The 15,953-nt window shown below is 68.0% G+C and carries 19 protein-coding genes and 1 tRNA gene; 10 read left to right on the forward strand and 10 right to left on the reverse strand.

The window, feature by feature from the left end:
- Positions 1-3 precede the first annotated feature (3 nt).
- From ACIBF7_RS06935 to ACIBF7_RS06945, 3 genes are all read left to right on the forward strand, one after another.
- Positions 4-378 carry a BlaI/MecI/CopY family transcriptional regulator gene (locus tag ACIBF7_RS06935; protein WP_271276094.1) on the forward strand — a complete coding sequence of 125 codons (375 nt, stop codon included), beginning with the start codon at positions 4-6 and terminating at the stop codon, positions 376-378.
- 115 nt (positions 379-493) lie between these two features.
- Positions 494-685: a hypothetical protein gene (locus ACIBF7_RS06940; RefSeq protein WP_397196627.1), complete on the forward strand. Its 192-nt coding sequence runs from the start codon at positions 494-496 to the stop codon at positions 683-685.
- 70 nt (positions 686-755) lie between these two features.
- Positions 756-992 carry a hypothetical protein gene (locus ACIBF7_RS06945; RefSeq protein WP_397196628.1) on the forward strand — a complete coding sequence of 79 codons (237 nt, stop codon included), beginning with the start codon at positions 756-758 and terminating at the stop codon, positions 990-992.
- A 27-nt stretch (positions 993-1,019) separates the two neighbouring features.
- Here ACIBF7_RS06945 and ACIBF7_RS06950 read toward each other — a convergent pair whose 3' ends face one another.
- Positions 1,020-1,331, reverse strand: coding sequence for a hypothetical protein (locus ACIBF7_RS06950; protein WP_397196629.1), 312 nt, complete (start codon positions 1,329-1,331; stop codon positions 1,020-1,022).
- Positions 1,332-2,168: 837 nt separating this feature from the next.
- On the opposite strand from ACIBF7_RS06950, the gene ACIBF7_RS06955 reads away from it, so the two are divergent.
- The 3 genes from ACIBF7_RS06955 (at position 2,169) to ACIBF7_RS06965 (ending at position 7,580) form a co-directional block, all read left to right on the forward strand.
- Positions 2,169-2,585 carry a hypothetical protein gene (locus ACIBF7_RS06955; RefSeq protein ID WP_397196630.1) on the forward strand — a complete coding sequence of 139 codons (417 nt, stop codon included), beginning with the start codon at positions 2,169-2,171 and terminating at the stop codon, positions 2,583-2,585.
- Between the two features lie 182 nt (positions 2,586-2,767).
- Entirely contained in the window at positions 2,768-6,331 is a 3,564-nt protein-coding gene (locus ACIBF7_RS06960) for an NACHT and WD repeat domain-containing protein (RefSeq protein WP_397196631.1), read from the forward strand.
- Between the two features lie 538 nt (positions 6,332-6,869).
- Positions 6,870-7,580, forward strand: coding sequence for a GntR family transcriptional regulator (locus ACIBF7_RS06965; protein ID WP_397196709.1), 711 nt, complete (start codon positions 6,870-6,872; stop codon positions 7,578-7,580).
- A gap of 3 nt (positions 7,581-7,583) precedes the next feature.
- Here the strand turns inward: ACIBF7_RS06965 and ACIBF7_RS06970 are convergent, their stop codons facing one another.
- From ACIBF7_RS06970 to ACIBF7_RS06985, 4 genes are all read right to left on the reverse strand, one after another.
- On the reverse strand, positions 7,584-7,829 hold the full coding sequence (locus ACIBF7_RS06970; RefSeq protein ID WP_397196632.1) for a hypothetical protein: 246 nt from the start codon (positions 7,827-7,829) through the stop codon (positions 7,584-7,586).
- Positions 7,826-8,146, reverse strand: coding sequence for a DUF6247 family protein (locus ACIBF7_RS06975; protein ID WP_397196633.1), 321 nt, complete (start codon positions 8,144-8,146; stop codon positions 7,826-7,828). The genes ACIBF7_RS06970 and ACIBF7_RS06975 overlap by 4 nt, the downstream gene beginning before the upstream one ends.
- A 196-nt stretch (positions 8,147-8,342) precedes the next feature.
- The gene (locus ACIBF7_RS06980) at positions 8,343-8,888 is read right to left on the reverse strand and encodes an NUDIX hydrolase (protein ID WP_397196634.1); all 546 of its coding nucleotides are present in this window, start codon (positions 8,886-8,888) and stop codon (positions 8,343-8,345) included.
- Entirely contained in the window at positions 8,885-10,015 is a 1,131-nt protein-coding gene (locus tag ACIBF7_RS06985) for an adenosylhomocysteinase (RefSeq protein WP_397196635.1), read from the reverse strand. The genes ACIBF7_RS06980 and ACIBF7_RS06985 overlap by 4 nt, the downstream gene beginning before the upstream one ends.
- A 101-nt stretch (positions 10,016-10,116) precedes the next feature.
- Between ACIBF7_RS06985 and ACIBF7_RS06990 the strand changes: the two genes are divergently transcribed.
- Positions 10,117-10,869 (forward strand): GntR family transcriptional regulator, encoded by a 753-nt coding sequence (locus ACIBF7_RS06990; RefSeq protein ID WP_397196636.1) that lies wholly within the window; start codon positions 10,117-10,119, stop codon positions 10,867-10,869.
- Positions 10,870-10,966: 97 nt separating this feature from the next.
- Here the strand turns inward: ACIBF7_RS06990 and ACIBF7_RS06995 are convergent, their stop codons facing one another.
- A complete protein-coding gene (locus ACIBF7_RS06995) occupies positions 10,967-11,245 on the reverse strand; it encodes a hypothetical protein (RefSeq protein ID WP_397196637.1) in 279 nt (92 codons plus the stop codon).
- Between the two features lie 284 nt (positions 11,246-11,529).
- Here ACIBF7_RS06995 and ACIBF7_RS07000 point away from each other — a divergent pair, with 284 nt between their 5' ends.
- Positions 11,530-12,078: a hypothetical protein gene (locus tag ACIBF7_RS07000; RefSeq protein WP_397196638.1), complete on the forward strand. Its 549-nt coding sequence runs from the start codon at positions 11,530-11,532 to the stop codon at positions 12,076-12,078.
- 289 nt (positions 12,079-12,367) lie between these two features.
- Here ACIBF7_RS07000 and ACIBF7_RS07005 read toward each other — a convergent pair whose 3' ends face one another.
- Complete coding sequence (locus ACIBF7_RS07005; protein WP_269433553.1) at positions 12,368-12,493, reverse strand: hypothetical protein; 126 nt, start codon at positions 12,491-12,493, stop codon at positions 12,368-12,370.
- Between the two features lie 249 nt (positions 12,494-12,742).
- On the opposite strand from ACIBF7_RS07005, the gene ACIBF7_RS07010 reads away from it, so the two are divergent.
- The gene (locus ACIBF7_RS07010) at positions 12,743-13,372 is read left to right on the forward strand and encodes a class I SAM-dependent methyltransferase (RefSeq protein WP_185110958.1); all 630 of its coding nucleotides are present in this window, start codon (positions 12,743-12,745) and stop codon (positions 13,370-13,372) included.
- Positions 13,373-13,429: 57 nt separating this feature from the next.
- Here ACIBF7_RS07010 and ACIBF7_RS07015 read toward each other — a convergent pair whose 3' ends face one another.
- The gene (locus tag ACIBF7_RS07015) at positions 13,430-14,590 is read right to left on the reverse strand and encodes a hypothetical protein (protein ID WP_397196639.1); all 1,161 of its coding nucleotides are present in this window, start codon (positions 14,588-14,590) and stop codon (positions 13,430-13,432) included.
- 66 nt (positions 14,591-14,656) lie between these two features.
- Here ACIBF7_RS07015 and ACIBF7_RS07020 point away from each other — a divergent pair, with 66 nt between their 5' ends.
- Entirely contained in the window at positions 14,657-14,782 is a 126-nt protein-coding gene (locus ACIBF7_RS07020) for a hypothetical protein (protein ID WP_197093450.1), read from the forward strand.
- Between the two features lie 78 nt (positions 14,783-14,860).
- Here ACIBF7_RS07020 and ACIBF7_RS07025 read toward each other — a convergent pair.
- Positions 14,861-14,934, reverse strand: a tRNA-Pro gene (locus tag ACIBF7_RS07025).
- A gap of 72 nt (positions 14,935-15,006) precedes the next feature.
- Positions 15,007-15,900: a metallophosphoesterase gene (locus ACIBF7_RS07030; RefSeq protein WP_148036279.1), complete on the reverse strand. Its 894-nt coding sequence runs from the start codon at positions 15,898-15,900 to the stop codon at positions 15,007-15,009.
- Positions 15,901-15,953 lie beyond the last annotated feature (53 nt).

Genomic DNA, 15,953 nt, shown 5'->3' on the forward strand with positions numbered 1-15,953 from the left:
GGCATGTTGCGCGGCCTGGGCGAGCTCGAATCCACGATCATGGATTGGATGTGGGCCCGGCGCAGGCCGGCCTCGGTGCGTGAGGTGCTGGAGGGCCTTCGCCAGGAGCGGACGATCGCCTACACCACGGTGATGACCGTGATGGACAACTTGCACAAGAAGGGCCTGCTCAAGCGGCAGCCCGTCGGCCGCGCCTACGTCTACGAGCCGATCGCGTCCAAAGAGGCTTACACCGCCGACCTGATGCGCAAGGCGCTGGCGGGCAGTGACAACCAGGCGGCGACGCTCGTCCACTTCCTGGAACGGCTCACTCCGGAGGAAGCCGCAGCGCTTGAGGCGGCCTTGCAGGTGTTCCCGAACCGGGGTGGCCGGGCCTGATCGCCTCTCTCGTCCGGTGATCTACACGATCGCCGCCGCCGTGTACCTCCCCCGGTTAGGACGCAGGGCCACTGCCTGGGCGGCGATCGCGCTGTGACAGGCGGCGGCCGCCTCGGTGGTCGCGTCCGTCGTGCTGGCCGCGCCGGCCTTCGCCGTGCCGGCCGAGGTCGTGGGGCACGGTCCGGCCGGGCTGTTCAAGGCGTGCGCGGCCCTGCTGAGTGACGGGTCCGGCCTGACCACCACGGGTACGGCGGCCCTGCTGAGCGGGCACGATCTTCACGGCGTCACCCGTTGTCCGCCGCACTGAACGCTCCGGGCGGGCCACGCGTATCTCATAGCGACAATGCCGAATCATTCACTATGTGGAATAGTATGTTTTGCTGCGCCTGACGCGCGGCGCGGCAGAGACCGAGACAGCCCACGACAAGGTGCGCGGGGAGAAGGCCAAGGTAGAGAAGATGGTCGACGCGCAGACCAAGCTCCTGCGGCGGCTCGGCGCCTTCCGCACCGGTGACCCCAACAGCAAGGGCATGGTCTATACCGGCCAGGCCTCCGGCAGCCCCGCACCGCATGGTCTCAATGGAGCTGGGGCGCCGACCGGCGCGTTCCGCTAAACGCCCTGCAACCCGGCGATCTGCTCTTCAGCGAAGGGCTGGGGCACATGGGATGTACGCGGGGGCCCGTCCATCGAGACCATGACCGAACACCTGCCCGGTCTCCGGCTGGTGTCCACGCTCGACGGTGCGGTCGATCATCTGGAGGGACAGTTCGTCGCCCGGCGCTTGGGCTTGGCCGCGTTTCCTGATCTCCTCCTCGAAGGTCAGGAAGGACTCGGCGAGGGCGAGGCCGAACGAGTGCAGCAGCTCAGCCGAAACCTCGATGTGGTGCAGGCGCAGGGTGTCCGCCGTGATCGCGCGTTCGGTGCGGCCGGTCATGTCGGCGAGCTGCCGCATGGCCCGGCCCGTCGCGGCTTGGAAGGCTTCGGCGTAGATGTTGTGGCTGAGGCCGCCGATGGATCAGAGTGTGGTCGATGTCCCACAGGACCAAGGTCTTCCCGGCGCTCATCGTACGAGCCCAGCCTCAATTTTGTGATTTCGGCATGTACGGATGATTCCTATCATCCCAGGTCATAAGCGCTTTTCTTATGTTCCCGCATGAAATTCGCCGCGAAAGCCGACGGCTGGAGAGGTAGCGGGTGGAGTGACCAGAAGGATCGGGTAGAGATTTATCCGCCTAGGGCTTGACCTTCTCGCAGGCCAGAGCAGGTTATGGATCCGACCGCCATCGGGACGGTGGGCCGTGCCTGGCCGATCAAGCTGGAGTCACGATAGAGGGGCGATGCCTGCCCGGCACAAGACTCGTCACCTTGCCCATACTGATCCTGTTTTGGCCAGTCGCGATTAGCTACCTTGCTGGAGCCGTGGTATACATCGCCACCTCTCCGACCTGGGCGTTTCTCTATGCCTAGAGAAACGCCTTATCAGGCCCTTCGGGAGCGTCTCCGCAGGTCAGGGCGCCTATCGTTGCTCTAGGCGCGGCGAATTACGCGGAACGCAGGGAAAACCTGCTGACCGAATGTGCCGAAGATCTCCGCGAGCTGCACTCAGCGGACCGCTTGTCCTGGAAACGCTGGCTAGTCAGGCTGTAGTTACTAAACAGGAGACTCACACTCCCGGCACAGCAAGGGCATCAATTTCGACATGCACGTGTTGCGCTTTCCGCCTACAGAGTCCCGGAACTGTAGCTACGCTGGCTTTCAGCAGCCGGTTCTCGCGTTGAGGAGGGCGGGGATGGATCCGCTGGTTTTAGCCGCGGCGACCGCAGTGGTGACCGCGATGACGACCGAAGGGTGGCAGCAGGCCCGCACGGCGGTGGCCGCGCTGTGGCGACGGGTGCATCCCGAGCGGGCACTGGCGATCGAAGCTGAGCTGGAGGAGACCCGCGCGGAGGCGGTAGTCGCCCACCAATCGGGCGACCGGCAGGCCGAACAGGAACTGGTCGGCGACTGGCAGCGCAAGCTGCGGCGGCTACTGGCCGCCGACCCGCTGCTGGGCGATGAGCTCCGGCGAATCCTGGACCAGGAGTTGGCCCCGTTGCTGCCCGCACCCGAGCAGTCCCGCATCCGCGACATCACCATGACGGCCACCGCCTACGGGCACGGGCAGGTGTTCCAGGCAGGCCGCGATCAGCACATCCACGAGAAGTGAGTCGGCCCTCCGAGCAACCACCAGAGCCACAGCACGCCGGCCCCCAACTCCATGGCGAGGCATCCGGTGCCGGCGCGGTTTATCAGGCAGGCCGGGACCAGCACTTCTACTACCAAGACGGCGTCCGGCAGCGGCGACGCGCCCGCCCAGGCGAGACGGCGGAGCACTGCCCCTACCCCGGATTGGCCGCCTTCGGACCCGAGCAGGCCCGCTGGTTCTTCGGCCGGGACCGGCTGCTGGCTGAGCTGACCGCGCGCCTGGACGAGCGCGCCCGCTCCGGCGGCCCGCTGATGGTGGTGGCCCCCTCCGGCGCCGGGAAGTCCTCCCTACTGCGCGCCGGCCTGCTGCCCGCGCTGGAGGACGGCGCCCTCCCCGGATCGCGGCACTGGCCGCGCCTGCTGTTCACGCCCACCGCCCAGCCGATGGCTTCCTTGACGGAGAACCTGGAGAAACTGCCCGGCATCGAGCCGGGGCAGGCCAGTGACGCGATCGCGGCCGGGGTCCAGCAGTGCGCCCGGATGCTGCACGAGCGGCTTCCGACCCGGGACGCCGATCCGGACGTTGGCGGGCCGCGCATGATCGTGGTCATCGATCAGCTCGAGGAACTGTTCACCCAGTGCGTCGACGAGCCGGAGCGCCATCGCTTCATCGAGGTGCTCACCCAGTTGGCCAGCCCGGGCCTCGGGGGAACCTCGTCGGTGGCGCTGGTCGTATGCGGTCTGCGCTCGGACTTCTACACCCACTGCGCCGACTACCCCCTGCTACGCGCGGCATTGCAGGACGGCCAGGTGTTCGTCGGGCCGATGTCGCAGGACGAGTTGCGCGAAGCGATCCAGTACCCGGCCCAGGACGTGGGGTTGGACATCGAGCCGGGGCTGGTCGAACTTCTGCTCCGCGACCTGGGGGCCACCACGGGCGAGGCGTACGATGTCGGGCGTCTGCCGCTGCTGGCCCACGCGCTGCGCACCACCTGGCAGCAGCGACACGGCCACACCCTGACCGTGGAGAGCTATCGCGTCACCGGCGGCATCCAGCAAGCAGTGGCCACCACCGCCGAGCGCATCTTCACCGGCCTGAGTGAGGCAGATCGGCAAACGGCTCGAGCCCTGTTCCTGCGCCTGGTCGCCATTGGCGAGGGGACAGACGATGTCCGGCGCCGTGTACCCCGCGCCGATCTCCTCGGCCCCGGTTGCGGCACCGGCTCGGTCGCCGCGGTCGTGGACGCCTTCACCCAAGGCCGCCTGATCATCCAGACCCAGGACACCGTGGAGATCACCCACGAGGCGCTGTTGTCCGCCTGGCCCCGCCTGCGCGGGTGGGTGGAGAACGACCGTGAGATCCTCCACGCCCGCCAGGCCCTCGCCGACGCCGCGCGCCGCTGGCACCAGCATGGTCGTAAGCGCGGCGATCTGCTGCAGGGCACCGCACTGGATACGACCGTCACCTATGCCTTGGCCGGGCACGAGCACCTCACACTCAATCTCGTCGAACGTGCTTTCCTCGACCACTCGATACGTGCCGCCCGGCGCAGAAGCCGCAACCGCACATTGCTCAGTGCGGTCCTGACGGTCCTGCTCGTCGTCGCCACCGGTACGGCCGTCACGGCGATCGCCCAAGGACGAACCCTGGCGGAAAAGAACCAGAAAATCAGTCACCAGCGCGACGAGGCCGTCGGTGCCCGCGTGGCGGGGCTGGCCACCACGATGCGCCTTACTGATCCGCTCACCGCCAAACGGCTCGCTGTCGCCGCGGTGAGCCTGGCGCCCGGTAGTTACGAGGCCCACAATGCGCTGCTGACGTTGCACAGTCAGGTCGAGCAGGACGTCTACCGTCCCTTCGGGGTTGACGGGAGCTGGCGTACGGACAGCGACGCCACCGGCCGCCTTCGCGTCTACGTCCGCGGCAACCAGGTGAAGATCGCCGATGTCGACGCCCGTACAGTAATCCGTTCGTTCACCTTTCCCGGCGAGCCCTTGGACGACACGCGAATCTTGGTCTTCCCCCGGCTTAGTGGCGACGGCAAAGTCCTGGCATTGCTCCGGCGGGACCGCACCATCGTCTTGCTTGACACTGCGACCGGGCGGCCCCGGCCGGTGACCTTCCGCTCTCGTACGGTGTTTTACAACCTGGACGCCAAAGGTGAACGGTTGCTGCTCTACGAGCCCGACGCCGACACCTCCAGCGTGTGGGACACATCATCCGGCAAGCGCCTGATGAGCATCCCGTACTCTCTTGGATCGGCCGCAATCACTCCGGATGAGAAGTATCTGATCAACGCGCGCAAGATGTCGCTGGACTTCTGGGACCTGCGCAGCGGCCGCAAGGCGCGTACCTTGAGGGTGGTCACCGGTGAGAAACATATCAGCCGGATCGCTCTCAGCCCCGACGGTAAGCTCCTCGCTCTTGTCCAGGGCAACCGGTTGGGAGTCGTCCCCTTCACCCGGCTCGCTACGTCCGAGGTGAAGTGGTGGACGATCCGCAAAACCGTTTCAAATCCTATATTTGAAAACATCGTCTTCAGCGCCAGTAGCAGGTACGTCTCTTACGACGGCGTTATCTGGGACACCAACGACCTCCTTCCCGCGTGGGGAGGCTACGGCAGCTACGATGACCGACCCGTTTTCGAATACGCCAACACCGACTGCTTTGACTACGCCTTCGGACCCGGCGACCGCACCCTGCGCTGCATTGAAGACGCCAGGGGCGCCAGCATCACGGTGATCTCCCTTGGCGCGATCCTCGATCCGGTCACGTTCCGCGGGGGCGCGGTGCTCAGTGACGGCGGTTCGACCCTGGCTGTCAACACCCTCGGCAGCTTCGGCCGCGTGGAGATCTGGGATCCCACCAGAATGGTGCGCCGCAACACGCTCCACATCAGCGGTCGGCCCGACGGGCTGGCACTGTACGCATGCCGGCTGTCCGAAGACGGCCGCCTGCTGGCCGTATGCCAAGGCGACGGGAAGTTGCAGATCTGGGACGTGGCTTCAACGACCAGAATGACCACCCTGTCGACCCGGCACAACTCCAACATCGCATTCTCGCCCGACGGCAAGACGCTGGCCGTGCTCACCAAAGCCAGCCGGAGCGCATCCCTGCTGGAACTGTGGGACATCGCCTCGGGAAACCGGCGAGCCGCAGTCACCGGACAGCCCCCGCAGGTCGATCCTTTTGGCATTTACACCGAGAGCCATCAGATTCTGTTCAGCCGCGACGGCCGGACCGTCATCTCCGCCCCGGACCAAGGCGTCGTCGACACCTCCACCGGCAAGCGGCTGGTCCCGCCCAACTCCGGCATGGCAGTCGCCGTGGCGCTAAGTGCGAAGGGACTTCTCGCAGACCACCATGCCCACGACAAGCTCACGCTCCGGGACTCCAGGTCGCTTCAGCAGGTGGGCAGGGCGAGCGTCGGCGGCGACCCGGCGGCTTTCTCTCCCGACGGGCGCCTACTGGCCGTGGCAGACGCGAGCGACCAGATCCGCCTATGGGACGTCACCGCGAATCGGCCCCTGGGGCTTCCCCTCGCCGGCTTCAGCAAACAGTTGTGGCTTCCGGGCAGTTCGTTGCAGTCGCTGGCCTTCGCCCCGGATGGATCGGCCATCCTCGCCCTCGACAGCGAGAGTCGTCTCCGCACCCACATCATCGCACCCAACAAGATCAAAACAGCGCTGTGCGCTCAGGTCGGCCCTCTGTCCGAAGCGGACTGGAAGGTCCACATCCCGGAGGTTCCGTACCGAAAGACCTGCTAAGACAACCACCGCCATGTGGTCTCTTCGCTGACGTGGCGGTAATAGCGGCTCTCAGGACCTACGTTGGCTGTGAAGTTGTCGAAGGACGGCCTGGGTCGCTCCCGTCCCAGGAAGATGACGCGGACGGCCGCACACCGGCTCAGGCGGTCACAGGCGCTTCCGCCCTCCCCGACCACGCACACAACGGCGGCGGCGACGCCGCCCTCCGACGACGCGAGAGAGCCCTCGCCCGGAACTTTCCGGGCCGGGCGGGGGCTCTCCTCATCCGGTCGAAGTCACACAGTCCGCCGGCCAGGAGCCGCAGACCCCTCCCGCGCTTCCAGCTCCGGCGGCCCGGCCGCCCGCCGACGCCGGCCCGGAACCCGCCCTCGGCGCCGGCCCCGAACCCATCCCCGGCTTTGATGCCGCGGCCGAGGCCGCACGATGACGAACAGCAGCCACGGGAAGAACATGACCACGTCAATCTGCAGGAGGCCGACGCCGAGGCCCACCGGGATCCCCCACCACGGGATCGGAGGCAGGCCGGGCGGGGGCGGAGCTGAGGGAAGGCGACCAGCTGCCGTCCATCCCCGACCTGGTCCGCGAGCACGGCATCACCTCCGGCACCGCGCAGTGGGTGGTGCGCGTCCTGGTCACCGAAGGCCTCGTCATCTCCAAACCCGGGTCCGGCACCTACGTCCGCGCCCGGCCGCCGATCCGCAGCCTCGTCCGCTCCTGGCACGCCAACCTCGGCCGCGCCATGCCGAGCTTCGACAGCGGCGGCGACGCCATCGGCTCCATCGGCTACCGCTCCACAACGGTCGACGGGCCCGCCGCGGTGCGTGACCGTCTCGGCCTGGGCCCGCTCCCTGACGGGGAACGCCCCGACCTGATGAAGACCACGTACACCCGCAAAGCCGCCGGCGAACCCGTCTACCTCGAAACGTCGTGGGAGCCGCTGACGCTGACCCGCGACACCGTGATCGCCCTGCCCGAGGACGGCCCGTACGGCGGCAGAGGCGTCGCCGAGCGGATGCGGCAGATCGGCGTGCACGTCACCCACGCCCCCGAAGTCGTCTCCGCCCGGGCCGCGACGGTCGAAGAAGCGCGGGCGCTCGACATCGCCGCCGGCGACATCGTCCTGCGGATCGAGCGCACCCACTACGCCGAGACCCGGCCCGTCGAGACAGCCGACATCATCCTGCCCGTAGACCGTTACCAGCTCGTCTACGGGCTCTGCATGTGGGACGAGCCCGCCGACAGCGCGTGACGCTCAGCCCGCCCACACCAAGTCGTAGATCGTGATCCGCTGCCCGGCTTCGTCGACGACGAAGAACAGCAGGCCCCGGTCGCCGAACGTCGTCTCCCGGAAGTCCGTCCGGCCGCGGAAGGTCGCCGCCGCGTCCCACGGCTCGTCGACCAGGTCGGCTGTGCGCGCCACCAGCGCGTCGAGCGCGTCTTCCGGCAGCCCTTTCATCTTGACCAGCGCCGAGCCGGCCAAGCTGACCTGGAAGCTCACCGGCGGGCCCGCGCCCGTCCAACCCGCTGCTCCCAGTCCGGGACGACGTCGCCGATCGGCGTCGTCTCGGCCGTTCCGTCGCCGGCCCGCCGCGCCGCCTCGTCGAATCCGGGATCGGCGAGCGCGATCGATTTCAGCCACCATCGGTGCAGCATCTCCTGCAGCAGCCGATACGACTCCGGGCGCAGTGCTGCCTGCACCGCGTCCTCGTACTCCTGCTGGAACTGCCGGCGCCAGTGCGGCGGCAGCGCGGCCAGGATCTCCTGCGGGTCGTGCTGGGCGTGCTGGTCGTGCCTGTGCTCCGGCTGAGCGCTCATACCTGTCACCGTACCTGCGGGGATACGCGGGCACACGCGGAACCATAGGTCGGGCCCGCTGTTCCCGCCCGGCACGCCCGACTCGAACAATCTTTCGTGCCGCTGTCATCCCTGGTTGAATAGTGCTGTTCCCGTGAGGTGAGTGTGGGGACCCGCCTGTTGATGGCCCAGGCGGGGGCCTCCGCATTTCTGCCGGCTAGATCGCGCCGACTCGTTCGACCAGCCGAGGCGTGGGCAGGTCGGACACCGGCCGCCACGCGTACGCCGTCACCTCCTCGTCCTGGATCGTGATCGGGGTGTCCTTAGCCCAGAAGGCGTACCGGAAGTCGGCGTGCCAGTGCGCCGGCTCGCCTTTACCCGGGTTGGCGGGGATCTCGTGGACGTCCACGTCGACCGGGACGACGTCCTGCGACGGCGGGGAGACGGCGTGCTGCCACGGGATGCCGGTCTCCTCCTCCAGCTCGCGCAGCGCCGTCCCGTACAAGGTGACGTCCCCTGGTTCGGCGTGGCCGCCCGGCAGCAGCCACCGCTGCAACGCCCGATGGTGGATCATCAGCACCCGCCCGGCCGAGTCGATGGCCGCCGCGCTGGCCGTGACGTGCAGCGGGAAGGTGGATCGCGAGGCGAGAACGGTGTCCGGGCCGAGCGCATGCGTCAGCTGGGCGACGCTGGGCGCCCGGTCAGGATGAGTGTCGAGGTAGCGGGCCAGGACGGCGCGGAGCTCCTCGTTGGTGATGGTCATGACACTCCATGGAAGACGTTGAGCCAGGTCGCCGCAATCGACTGCCGGACTTCGGCTGGAACCTCCCGCATGCCCGGGTCCTGCTCCCCGCAGGCGAGGAGCGCCAGCCCAGCGATGATCTCCGCCTGCACGAGCAGGATGAAGCTGCCGACCGACGCGCCGTGCAAGAAGTTGACAGCGTTGCCGTCGGCGCACACGTAGAAGTAGTGGCCGGTCCTGCTGTAGCGGGTGACGTGCGGCCCCACCGGGGTGCGCGCGTACAAGCCGACCAGCGAGGCCAGCTCCAGCTCGTCGTCGGAGCTGGTCACCGACGCGATGTAGGCGCCGTTGGGGATGCGGGCGAAGTCGTCCTCCTTCAAGGCGAGGTTGCCGGTGGCGCACACCACCACCCCGGCGTCGGCGAGCGCCTCGGCCAGGCTGGCGGCGGTGCGGTAGCCCTGCGACAGCGCCTGGACGCGCCGCACATGGTCGACGTCGTAGACGGTGACGGCGACATGCCGGGCATGCAGCATCGCCGCCACCGACCGGCCGATCTTGCCGTAGCCGATGACGCAGGCCGGCCGCCCGTACAGGATGTCGTCGCGCGAGCGCACCAGCGCCTCGGTGGAGAACACGACCGACTGGCCGACCAGGTAGTCCTCCGGGTCCTTCAGCGGGGAGCGGGCGACGCTGAACACCGGCACCGACGTCTTGCCGAGCCCGGCGTAGCGCTGATGCCCGTTCTCGGTGTCCTCGACGACGCCCAGCAGCCGGCCGGAGAAGTGCGTGTGCAGGTGCTCCAGCGCAGGCGCGAAGTAGCCGCCGACGTCACACAGCACCAGGTCGCGGCCTGCGGCCCGGCTCTCCATGTACGCCAGCGCCCGCTCCGGGTCGGCGAAGGCGGCACGGTCGAGTTCGTCGACCTGGAGGGCGGCGCCGATCTCGCGGCGGCAGTCGTCGTTGATGCTGCGCGGCTTCGGCAGCACGGCCGCCACGTCGCAGACCCGCGCCACGCCGTCGAGGAACGTGCCGCGCCCAGCGAGCAGATGGGTGATGACGAGCGCGGCCGGCCGGTCGCCGCGCGGCATCGCGTCGGCCACCCGGCGGAAGAACGCGTTGACGCGTCCCCGTTCGAAGTTCTCTAACACGAACCCTCCTCGAATAGATAACTACCTATTCGGAGTGTCCTCCGGGATTGCCCAACCATCAATAGGTAGTGATGTAATGGCGGCCTAGGAGAGGAGGAACCATGGCGCGCTGGCAACAAGTCGCGCAGACCCTTCGCGAGGCGATCGGCGACGCAACCTACCCGCCCGGCACGAGAATCCCCAAAGAGGACGAGCTGTCCGAGCAGTTCGGTTGCAGCCGGACCACGATCCGCCGCGCCGTCGCCCAGCTCACCGTCGAGGGCCTGGTGACGCCGGTCCGCCGAGGAGGCACCTTCGTCCGCGAACAGCCCGACCGTGTCACCCTCGCCCTCGACACCACGGCGCGTCGCGACGATCTCGGCTACTACTTCAGCGAGTCCGTGCAAGACCTGCGCCCGCTACGGCCGCCCACCGTCGACGAAGGGCCGTGCCCACCAGACATCGCCGCACTGCTCGGCCTGCAACCCGGCGACCCCGTCGTCATCCGCGACCGCGTGATGGGGGAGCCCGGCACCGGACGCGTCGTCCAGCTGGCCGCCTCCTACCTGCCCGCCGACCTGGCCGCCGGCACGGTGCTGGCCGACCCCGACACCGGGCCAGGCGGCATCTACGACCGGATGGAACACGACCTGGGCTGGGGACGGCTCGACTGGCAAGGCGTGATCACGGCGCGGCCTGCGACCGCCGACGAGGCGCGGCTGCTCAACCTCGCCCCCGGCGTGCCGGTGCTATGCGTCACCCGCACCACGATCGCCACCGCCGGCCCGGCCGAAGGCCGCGTAGTGGAGGCCAACGCCACCCGCCGCGACGCGAGCCGGTGCGAAGTCCGCTACCCGGTCACCCGCCACACCTGAACCCGGGCACGCGAAAACGCCCCGCCCTCCCCGCGCAGGGGAGGACGGGGCGTTTCTCGTGAGCCTCGCCAACCGGGTTCCGGCGGCCGCGTCGAACCTACGGCTCGACGCGGCCCGGCACCGCCACCAGCGGCCGGCCGCGGTCGTCACGCGGATCAGCGACCGGAGTCACCCGCCGCTGCGACGTCACCCACGCCCACGCCAGATACAGGCCATCCAGCAGCTGCTCCACGCCGCGCTCCGACAGCTCCCACTCCGGCGGGAACCAGCCGAGCGCGACCGCCAGCCTCGTCACACCCATCAGGACCAGCGCGATACCGCCGCGCAGCAGCAGCGGGTACCGCGCCGTGAACGGAATCTTCGGGATCGGATGCATGCGCCCCTCCTCAGGGACAGGCCCGCCACCAGGCGGGCAAGATCACAACGAACACCCGCCACAAACGAGCGTTCCAGGGGTTCGGCGGGGAGCGCCAGCCGCGTCCCGTCGACGGGGAAGAACTCGTCGAGTGGTGCGACCACCGCCAACGCCGCTACCTGTTCCTCACCCCCGCGGGGGCGCACCTGCAGCGCGGCACGCTCAGCTCGCGCGTCCTGCGCCCGGCCGCCGACGGCGTCTACCCGGGGCGCAAGGACCGCAACTGGGAGCGCCCGGCCCGGCCGGTGCTCGCCGACATCGCCGTGTACGGGCCCACACCTGAGCGCGGCCGGCCGCGCGTCGTCGAAGGCGCCTACGCCTGGCCCGGCCGGCCGGTGCGCGTGCCGTGGCCGATGGCCGTCAAGGACGAGGAGTTCGTGCCGCCGCGCGGCCGCGGCCGCCCCGACTGGGCGAGCTGGCCGGAAGAGGAACGGCCGCACCTGGTCAGCTGGCCGCCGCTGCTGCCCGACTTCACCGCGCACTGGGCCCGCCACGGCCAGCAGACCTGGATGGACGACGCCGGCATCAAACGGGCGTTGAAGGTGGAGCGGATGGGGCACACCGACAGCTCCATGTCCGGCCGGTACGGGCACCCCACCGAAGGGATGCGCGAGCAGCTGGTCGACGTCGAACAAGCCCTGTGGGAGAACGCGGTCAGCGAACGGTACAAGATCTGGCCGACCTCGCTCATCCCGGCCCTGGACGCCGAGCTCGCCCGCTGGCGTGATGGCACCGCCAGGCAGATCGTCTCCCAATTTTCTCCCAGAAACAGGAGAAGGGCCCGACCCGCTTAGCGGATCAAGCCCTTCATCTGGTCAAACTCTGTCGGGGTGGCGGGATTTGAACCCACGACCTCTTCGTCCCGAAGCAATTCGAACACCTATTCATATGCGTCACGCCAGCCCTGTGGCCTGCGGTGAGAGTACGGGACCGTCCGTCAACGTTCGTGACCGACCACGGTGATTGTCACGCAGTCTGTCACTCAGTCGAACTCGTAACAGGTAAGAGGCGCCTACAGTATCGGGACACACCAGACATGATGCACCGGGGTCGTCCGTCTGCCGGGTTCTGAGAGAGGGGCGGTCAGAGGGTGCTGGACCGCCCGGCGATCTGGTTGAAGGTGGGCAGGCCCAGGTGGATCACAGAAGGCTTGAGTGCGGCATCGAGCTGAGTCAGCTTCTCCTCGGCGCCCGCCAGGCTGATCTCCAAGCCCTCGACCTCGCCGAGCCAGCCTTCACGCTGAGCTTCGGCGATCCGATCAAACAGGTTCTCGCGGATCTCGATCGGGCGGTCACGCTGGGACGGTTCAGGCCGGAGGAGCGAACATCGGACGCAAGCTTCTCTGAACCAACGAGAGTGTGCCCTGTGATCAGGTGACGGGACGATCAGTCCTGAAGGGGAGGTCCGGTGTGGGGCCGGAGAACGGGTGCGAATGGCGCGGGTGTTAGTTTCCTTCCCGTGTTAAAACACCAGGACGAGACCAGGGCGGCCTACGACGGGGTCGTCGAGCTGTACGCGTCGATGTTTGCTAATCGGTTGGAGACGCAGCCGTTCGCGCGGAACATGATCGGCACCTTCGCCGAGCTCGTGCGTGGCACGGGGAACCTGCGTGCAGCCGACGTCGGGTGCGGACCCGGGCATCTGACAGCTATGCTGCACGACTTGGGGCTGGACTCCTTCGGGCTCGACCTCTCCCCGGCTATGGTCGCCCACGCCCGGCGGGCCCATCCGACGCTGCGGTTCGACGAAGCGCGAATGGAGGCCCTGCCGATCGAGGACGGCGCGCTCGGCGGAGTGCTGGCCCACTACTCGATGATCCATACCCCACCTGGAGAATTGCCCGCGCTGCTCGCCGAACAGGTGCGTGTCCTGACGCCAGGGGGCCTGCTCCTGGTGTCCTTCTTCGGGACCGAGGGACCGGAGCCGGTCCGCTTCGACCACAAGGTGGCGCCCGCCTATAGCTGGCCGGCGGAGCAGTTTGCCGAGTTGCTGACCGGGGCCGGACTCGTCACGGTTGCTCGGTTGCTCCACGACCCAGCGTCCGAGCGGGGCTTCCTCGACACCCATTTGCTGGCCCGCCGCCCGTAGAGCGTGGCCCGTGGCCTGGGTCGGGGTGGTGTAGATCATCCGCGTGGATGAGCTCGGCTAACTTGAAGGTCCTCTTGCCGTACTGATTCGTGTCGCGATCTGGCTGAAGCGGGGCATGCCGAGATCAACCACTTGGCGTTGACGGACTTGCTCTGCATCGAGCTGGGCGAGCTTCTCCTCTGCGCTGGCGAGGCTGACTTGGAGTCCTTCGATCTCACCGAGCCATCCCTCCTGTTCAGCTTCGGTGATTCGGGCGATCAAGTTGTCGCGGATCTCGGCAAGCCGTGCCCGTTGGGCCGGGTCAGGTCGGAGAAGCGAGCATCTGACACAAGCGTGCTCGTGGATGCACGACCTTCCGAAGGCCCGAGCGCAGGTTCCCAGAGAGAGCTTGCGCTTCTCGAAGTGGGCGAGGAAGGCGTCCCACTCCTCGTTCGTCGGGGTCCGATATTCCTCGCTGGGACGAAGCGATCGTCGACGGGCGATGAATGCGCGGTGCGCTTCGATGGCGTCTGTCGGGTAGATGGCGTTGTAGCCCATCGTGGTGTTGATGTCGGAGTGACCGGCCAGGGGTGCACGCTTCGGGATGACCGGCCGGTAGCGGCCTGCCCGTTCTGACTTAAAGGGCTGGTCAGGCTTGTGGTGGGCGTTCGCGCGGCTGCTGCGACGGGAACGGTCAAGCGGAAACGGGTTGATGATTGGCCCGGTGCCCTCGTCCAGGTGGAAGTCGTAGAACGTGCGCAGCACGGTTTCGCAGTGTGCCCGAGTCCTCGCGGCGTACTGCGGGCCGGGCGAGGCCTCGCCCGTGATGGCGTTCGGCGTACCGGGGATCTTCTTCCTTGTCATCCGCGGCTTCGGCGCCGTCTTCTCGGAGTAGCCGGCGTTCCGGTGTCTCCAGTGCAGGCGCTGCGGCTTGTTCGCGATCTGCATCCACCGGGTGAAGTCTCGTGCATCCGCACGAGTAGCCCGGTTCCACTCGATGTCGAGCGCCCACAGGAACCGCCACCAACGCAGCAGGTCCATGCCGTCTGACCGGACCGTGGAGGCGGATTTGCCCTCTGCCTGCAGCTCGGCGAAGAAGGCCCGGACGGGGCCGACGACAATGCCACCCTGGTCGACTATCTGGTACGGCGCCCACTGATCGCCGGTCTTTTGTAGCCGGCCCAACTCGGGCAGGACGAACGTCGCCAAGTCCCGCTCGGGGACATCACCTTGAAGCATCCCGAGAAGCTAGCGGAGAAACGCGTTGACCTGCAAGAACACATGAGTTAGTTCGGTCAACGGGCCTTGTGCCAGCAGTGCAACAGGGCGCTAGGGCTCCTGTACGAGAACGTGGAGACCATGCAGCGCATGATCGATTACGTTCTGAAGCACCAGTCCGAGACGCAAGCTACGGACGCCGTAGAAGCGTAGTCACGCAGTTAGTCACTCAGAGAACAAGAGAGGCCGCTTCCGATCTTCGGAAGCGGCCTTCTACCTGCGGCAATACTGTCGGGGTGGCGGGATTTGAACCCACGACCTCTTCGTCCCGAACGAAGCGCGCTGCCAAGCTGCGCTACACCCCGGTGCACACCGTCTTGCATGTGCGTGGAAAGTCTAGCCGACTTCGCGGGTGCTTGTGACCACTCGGCCCCGCCTCAGCGCCGGGGCACGAGGGTGAGCAGGGACGCCTCCGGGAAACAGGCGAAGCGGGCCGGGGCGTACGGGCTGGTGCCGAGGCCGGCGGACACGTGGAGCCAGGAGGAGTCGTGGCGGCTGAGGCCCTTGACGCGCTTCCTGTCGATGCCGCAGTTGGTGACCAGGGCGCCATAGAACGGGATGCAGAGCTGGCCGCCGTGGGTGTGGCCGGCGAGGAGGAGCTGGTAGCCGTCGTCGGCGAAGCGGGTCATGTTGCGCGGCTCGGGTGAGTGCATGACGCCGAGGCGGAGGTCGGCGTCGGCGGGGGCGGGGCCGGCCACGAGGTCGTAGCGGTCGCGGGAGATGTGGGAGTCGTGGATGCCGGCCACCGCCACGTCGAGGTCGCCGACCTTGACGCGGGCGGTGGTGTTGTTCATGTCGAGCCAGCCCTCGGTGGCCATGCCGGCGCCCAGCTCCTCCCAGGGGAGCGACGGGGTGTGCTGGCGGCGTTCGTTGCGCGAGGTGCGCCAGAGGTAGCGCAGGGGGTTCTTGGGCTGCGGAGCGTACAGGTCGTTGGAGCCGTACACGAACAGGCCGGGGCGGCGCAGCAAGGGCTCCAGGGCGTGCAGGAGCGACGGGACGGCGTCGGGGTGGGCGATCGAGTCGCCGGTGTTGACCACCAGGTCGGGCTCCAGCGCGCCGAGGGAGCGCACCCAGTTGATCAGCATGGTGCGCCGGGGCGTCAGGTGCAGGTCGGACAGGTGCAGGATCCGTACGGGGCGCTGGCCCCGCGCCAGGACCGGCACGTCGAACCGGCGCAACCGGAACGAGTTGCGCTCCACGATCGACGCGTAGGCCACGCCGGCCACGCCGAGCCCGAGCACTGACAGCGGCACTGCGACTGCTTTCCTCACCTCTTCATGATGCCCGACATCCGGCACGGGCCGTCCGCGCACGCGGCAAGATG

This window comes from Nonomuraea sp. NPDC050478, assembly GCF_044458265.1.
In the GTDB taxonomy this organism is placed as follows: Bacteria; Actinomycetota; Actinomycetes; order Streptosporangiales; family Streptosporangiaceae; genus Nonomuraea; species Nonomuraea ferruginea.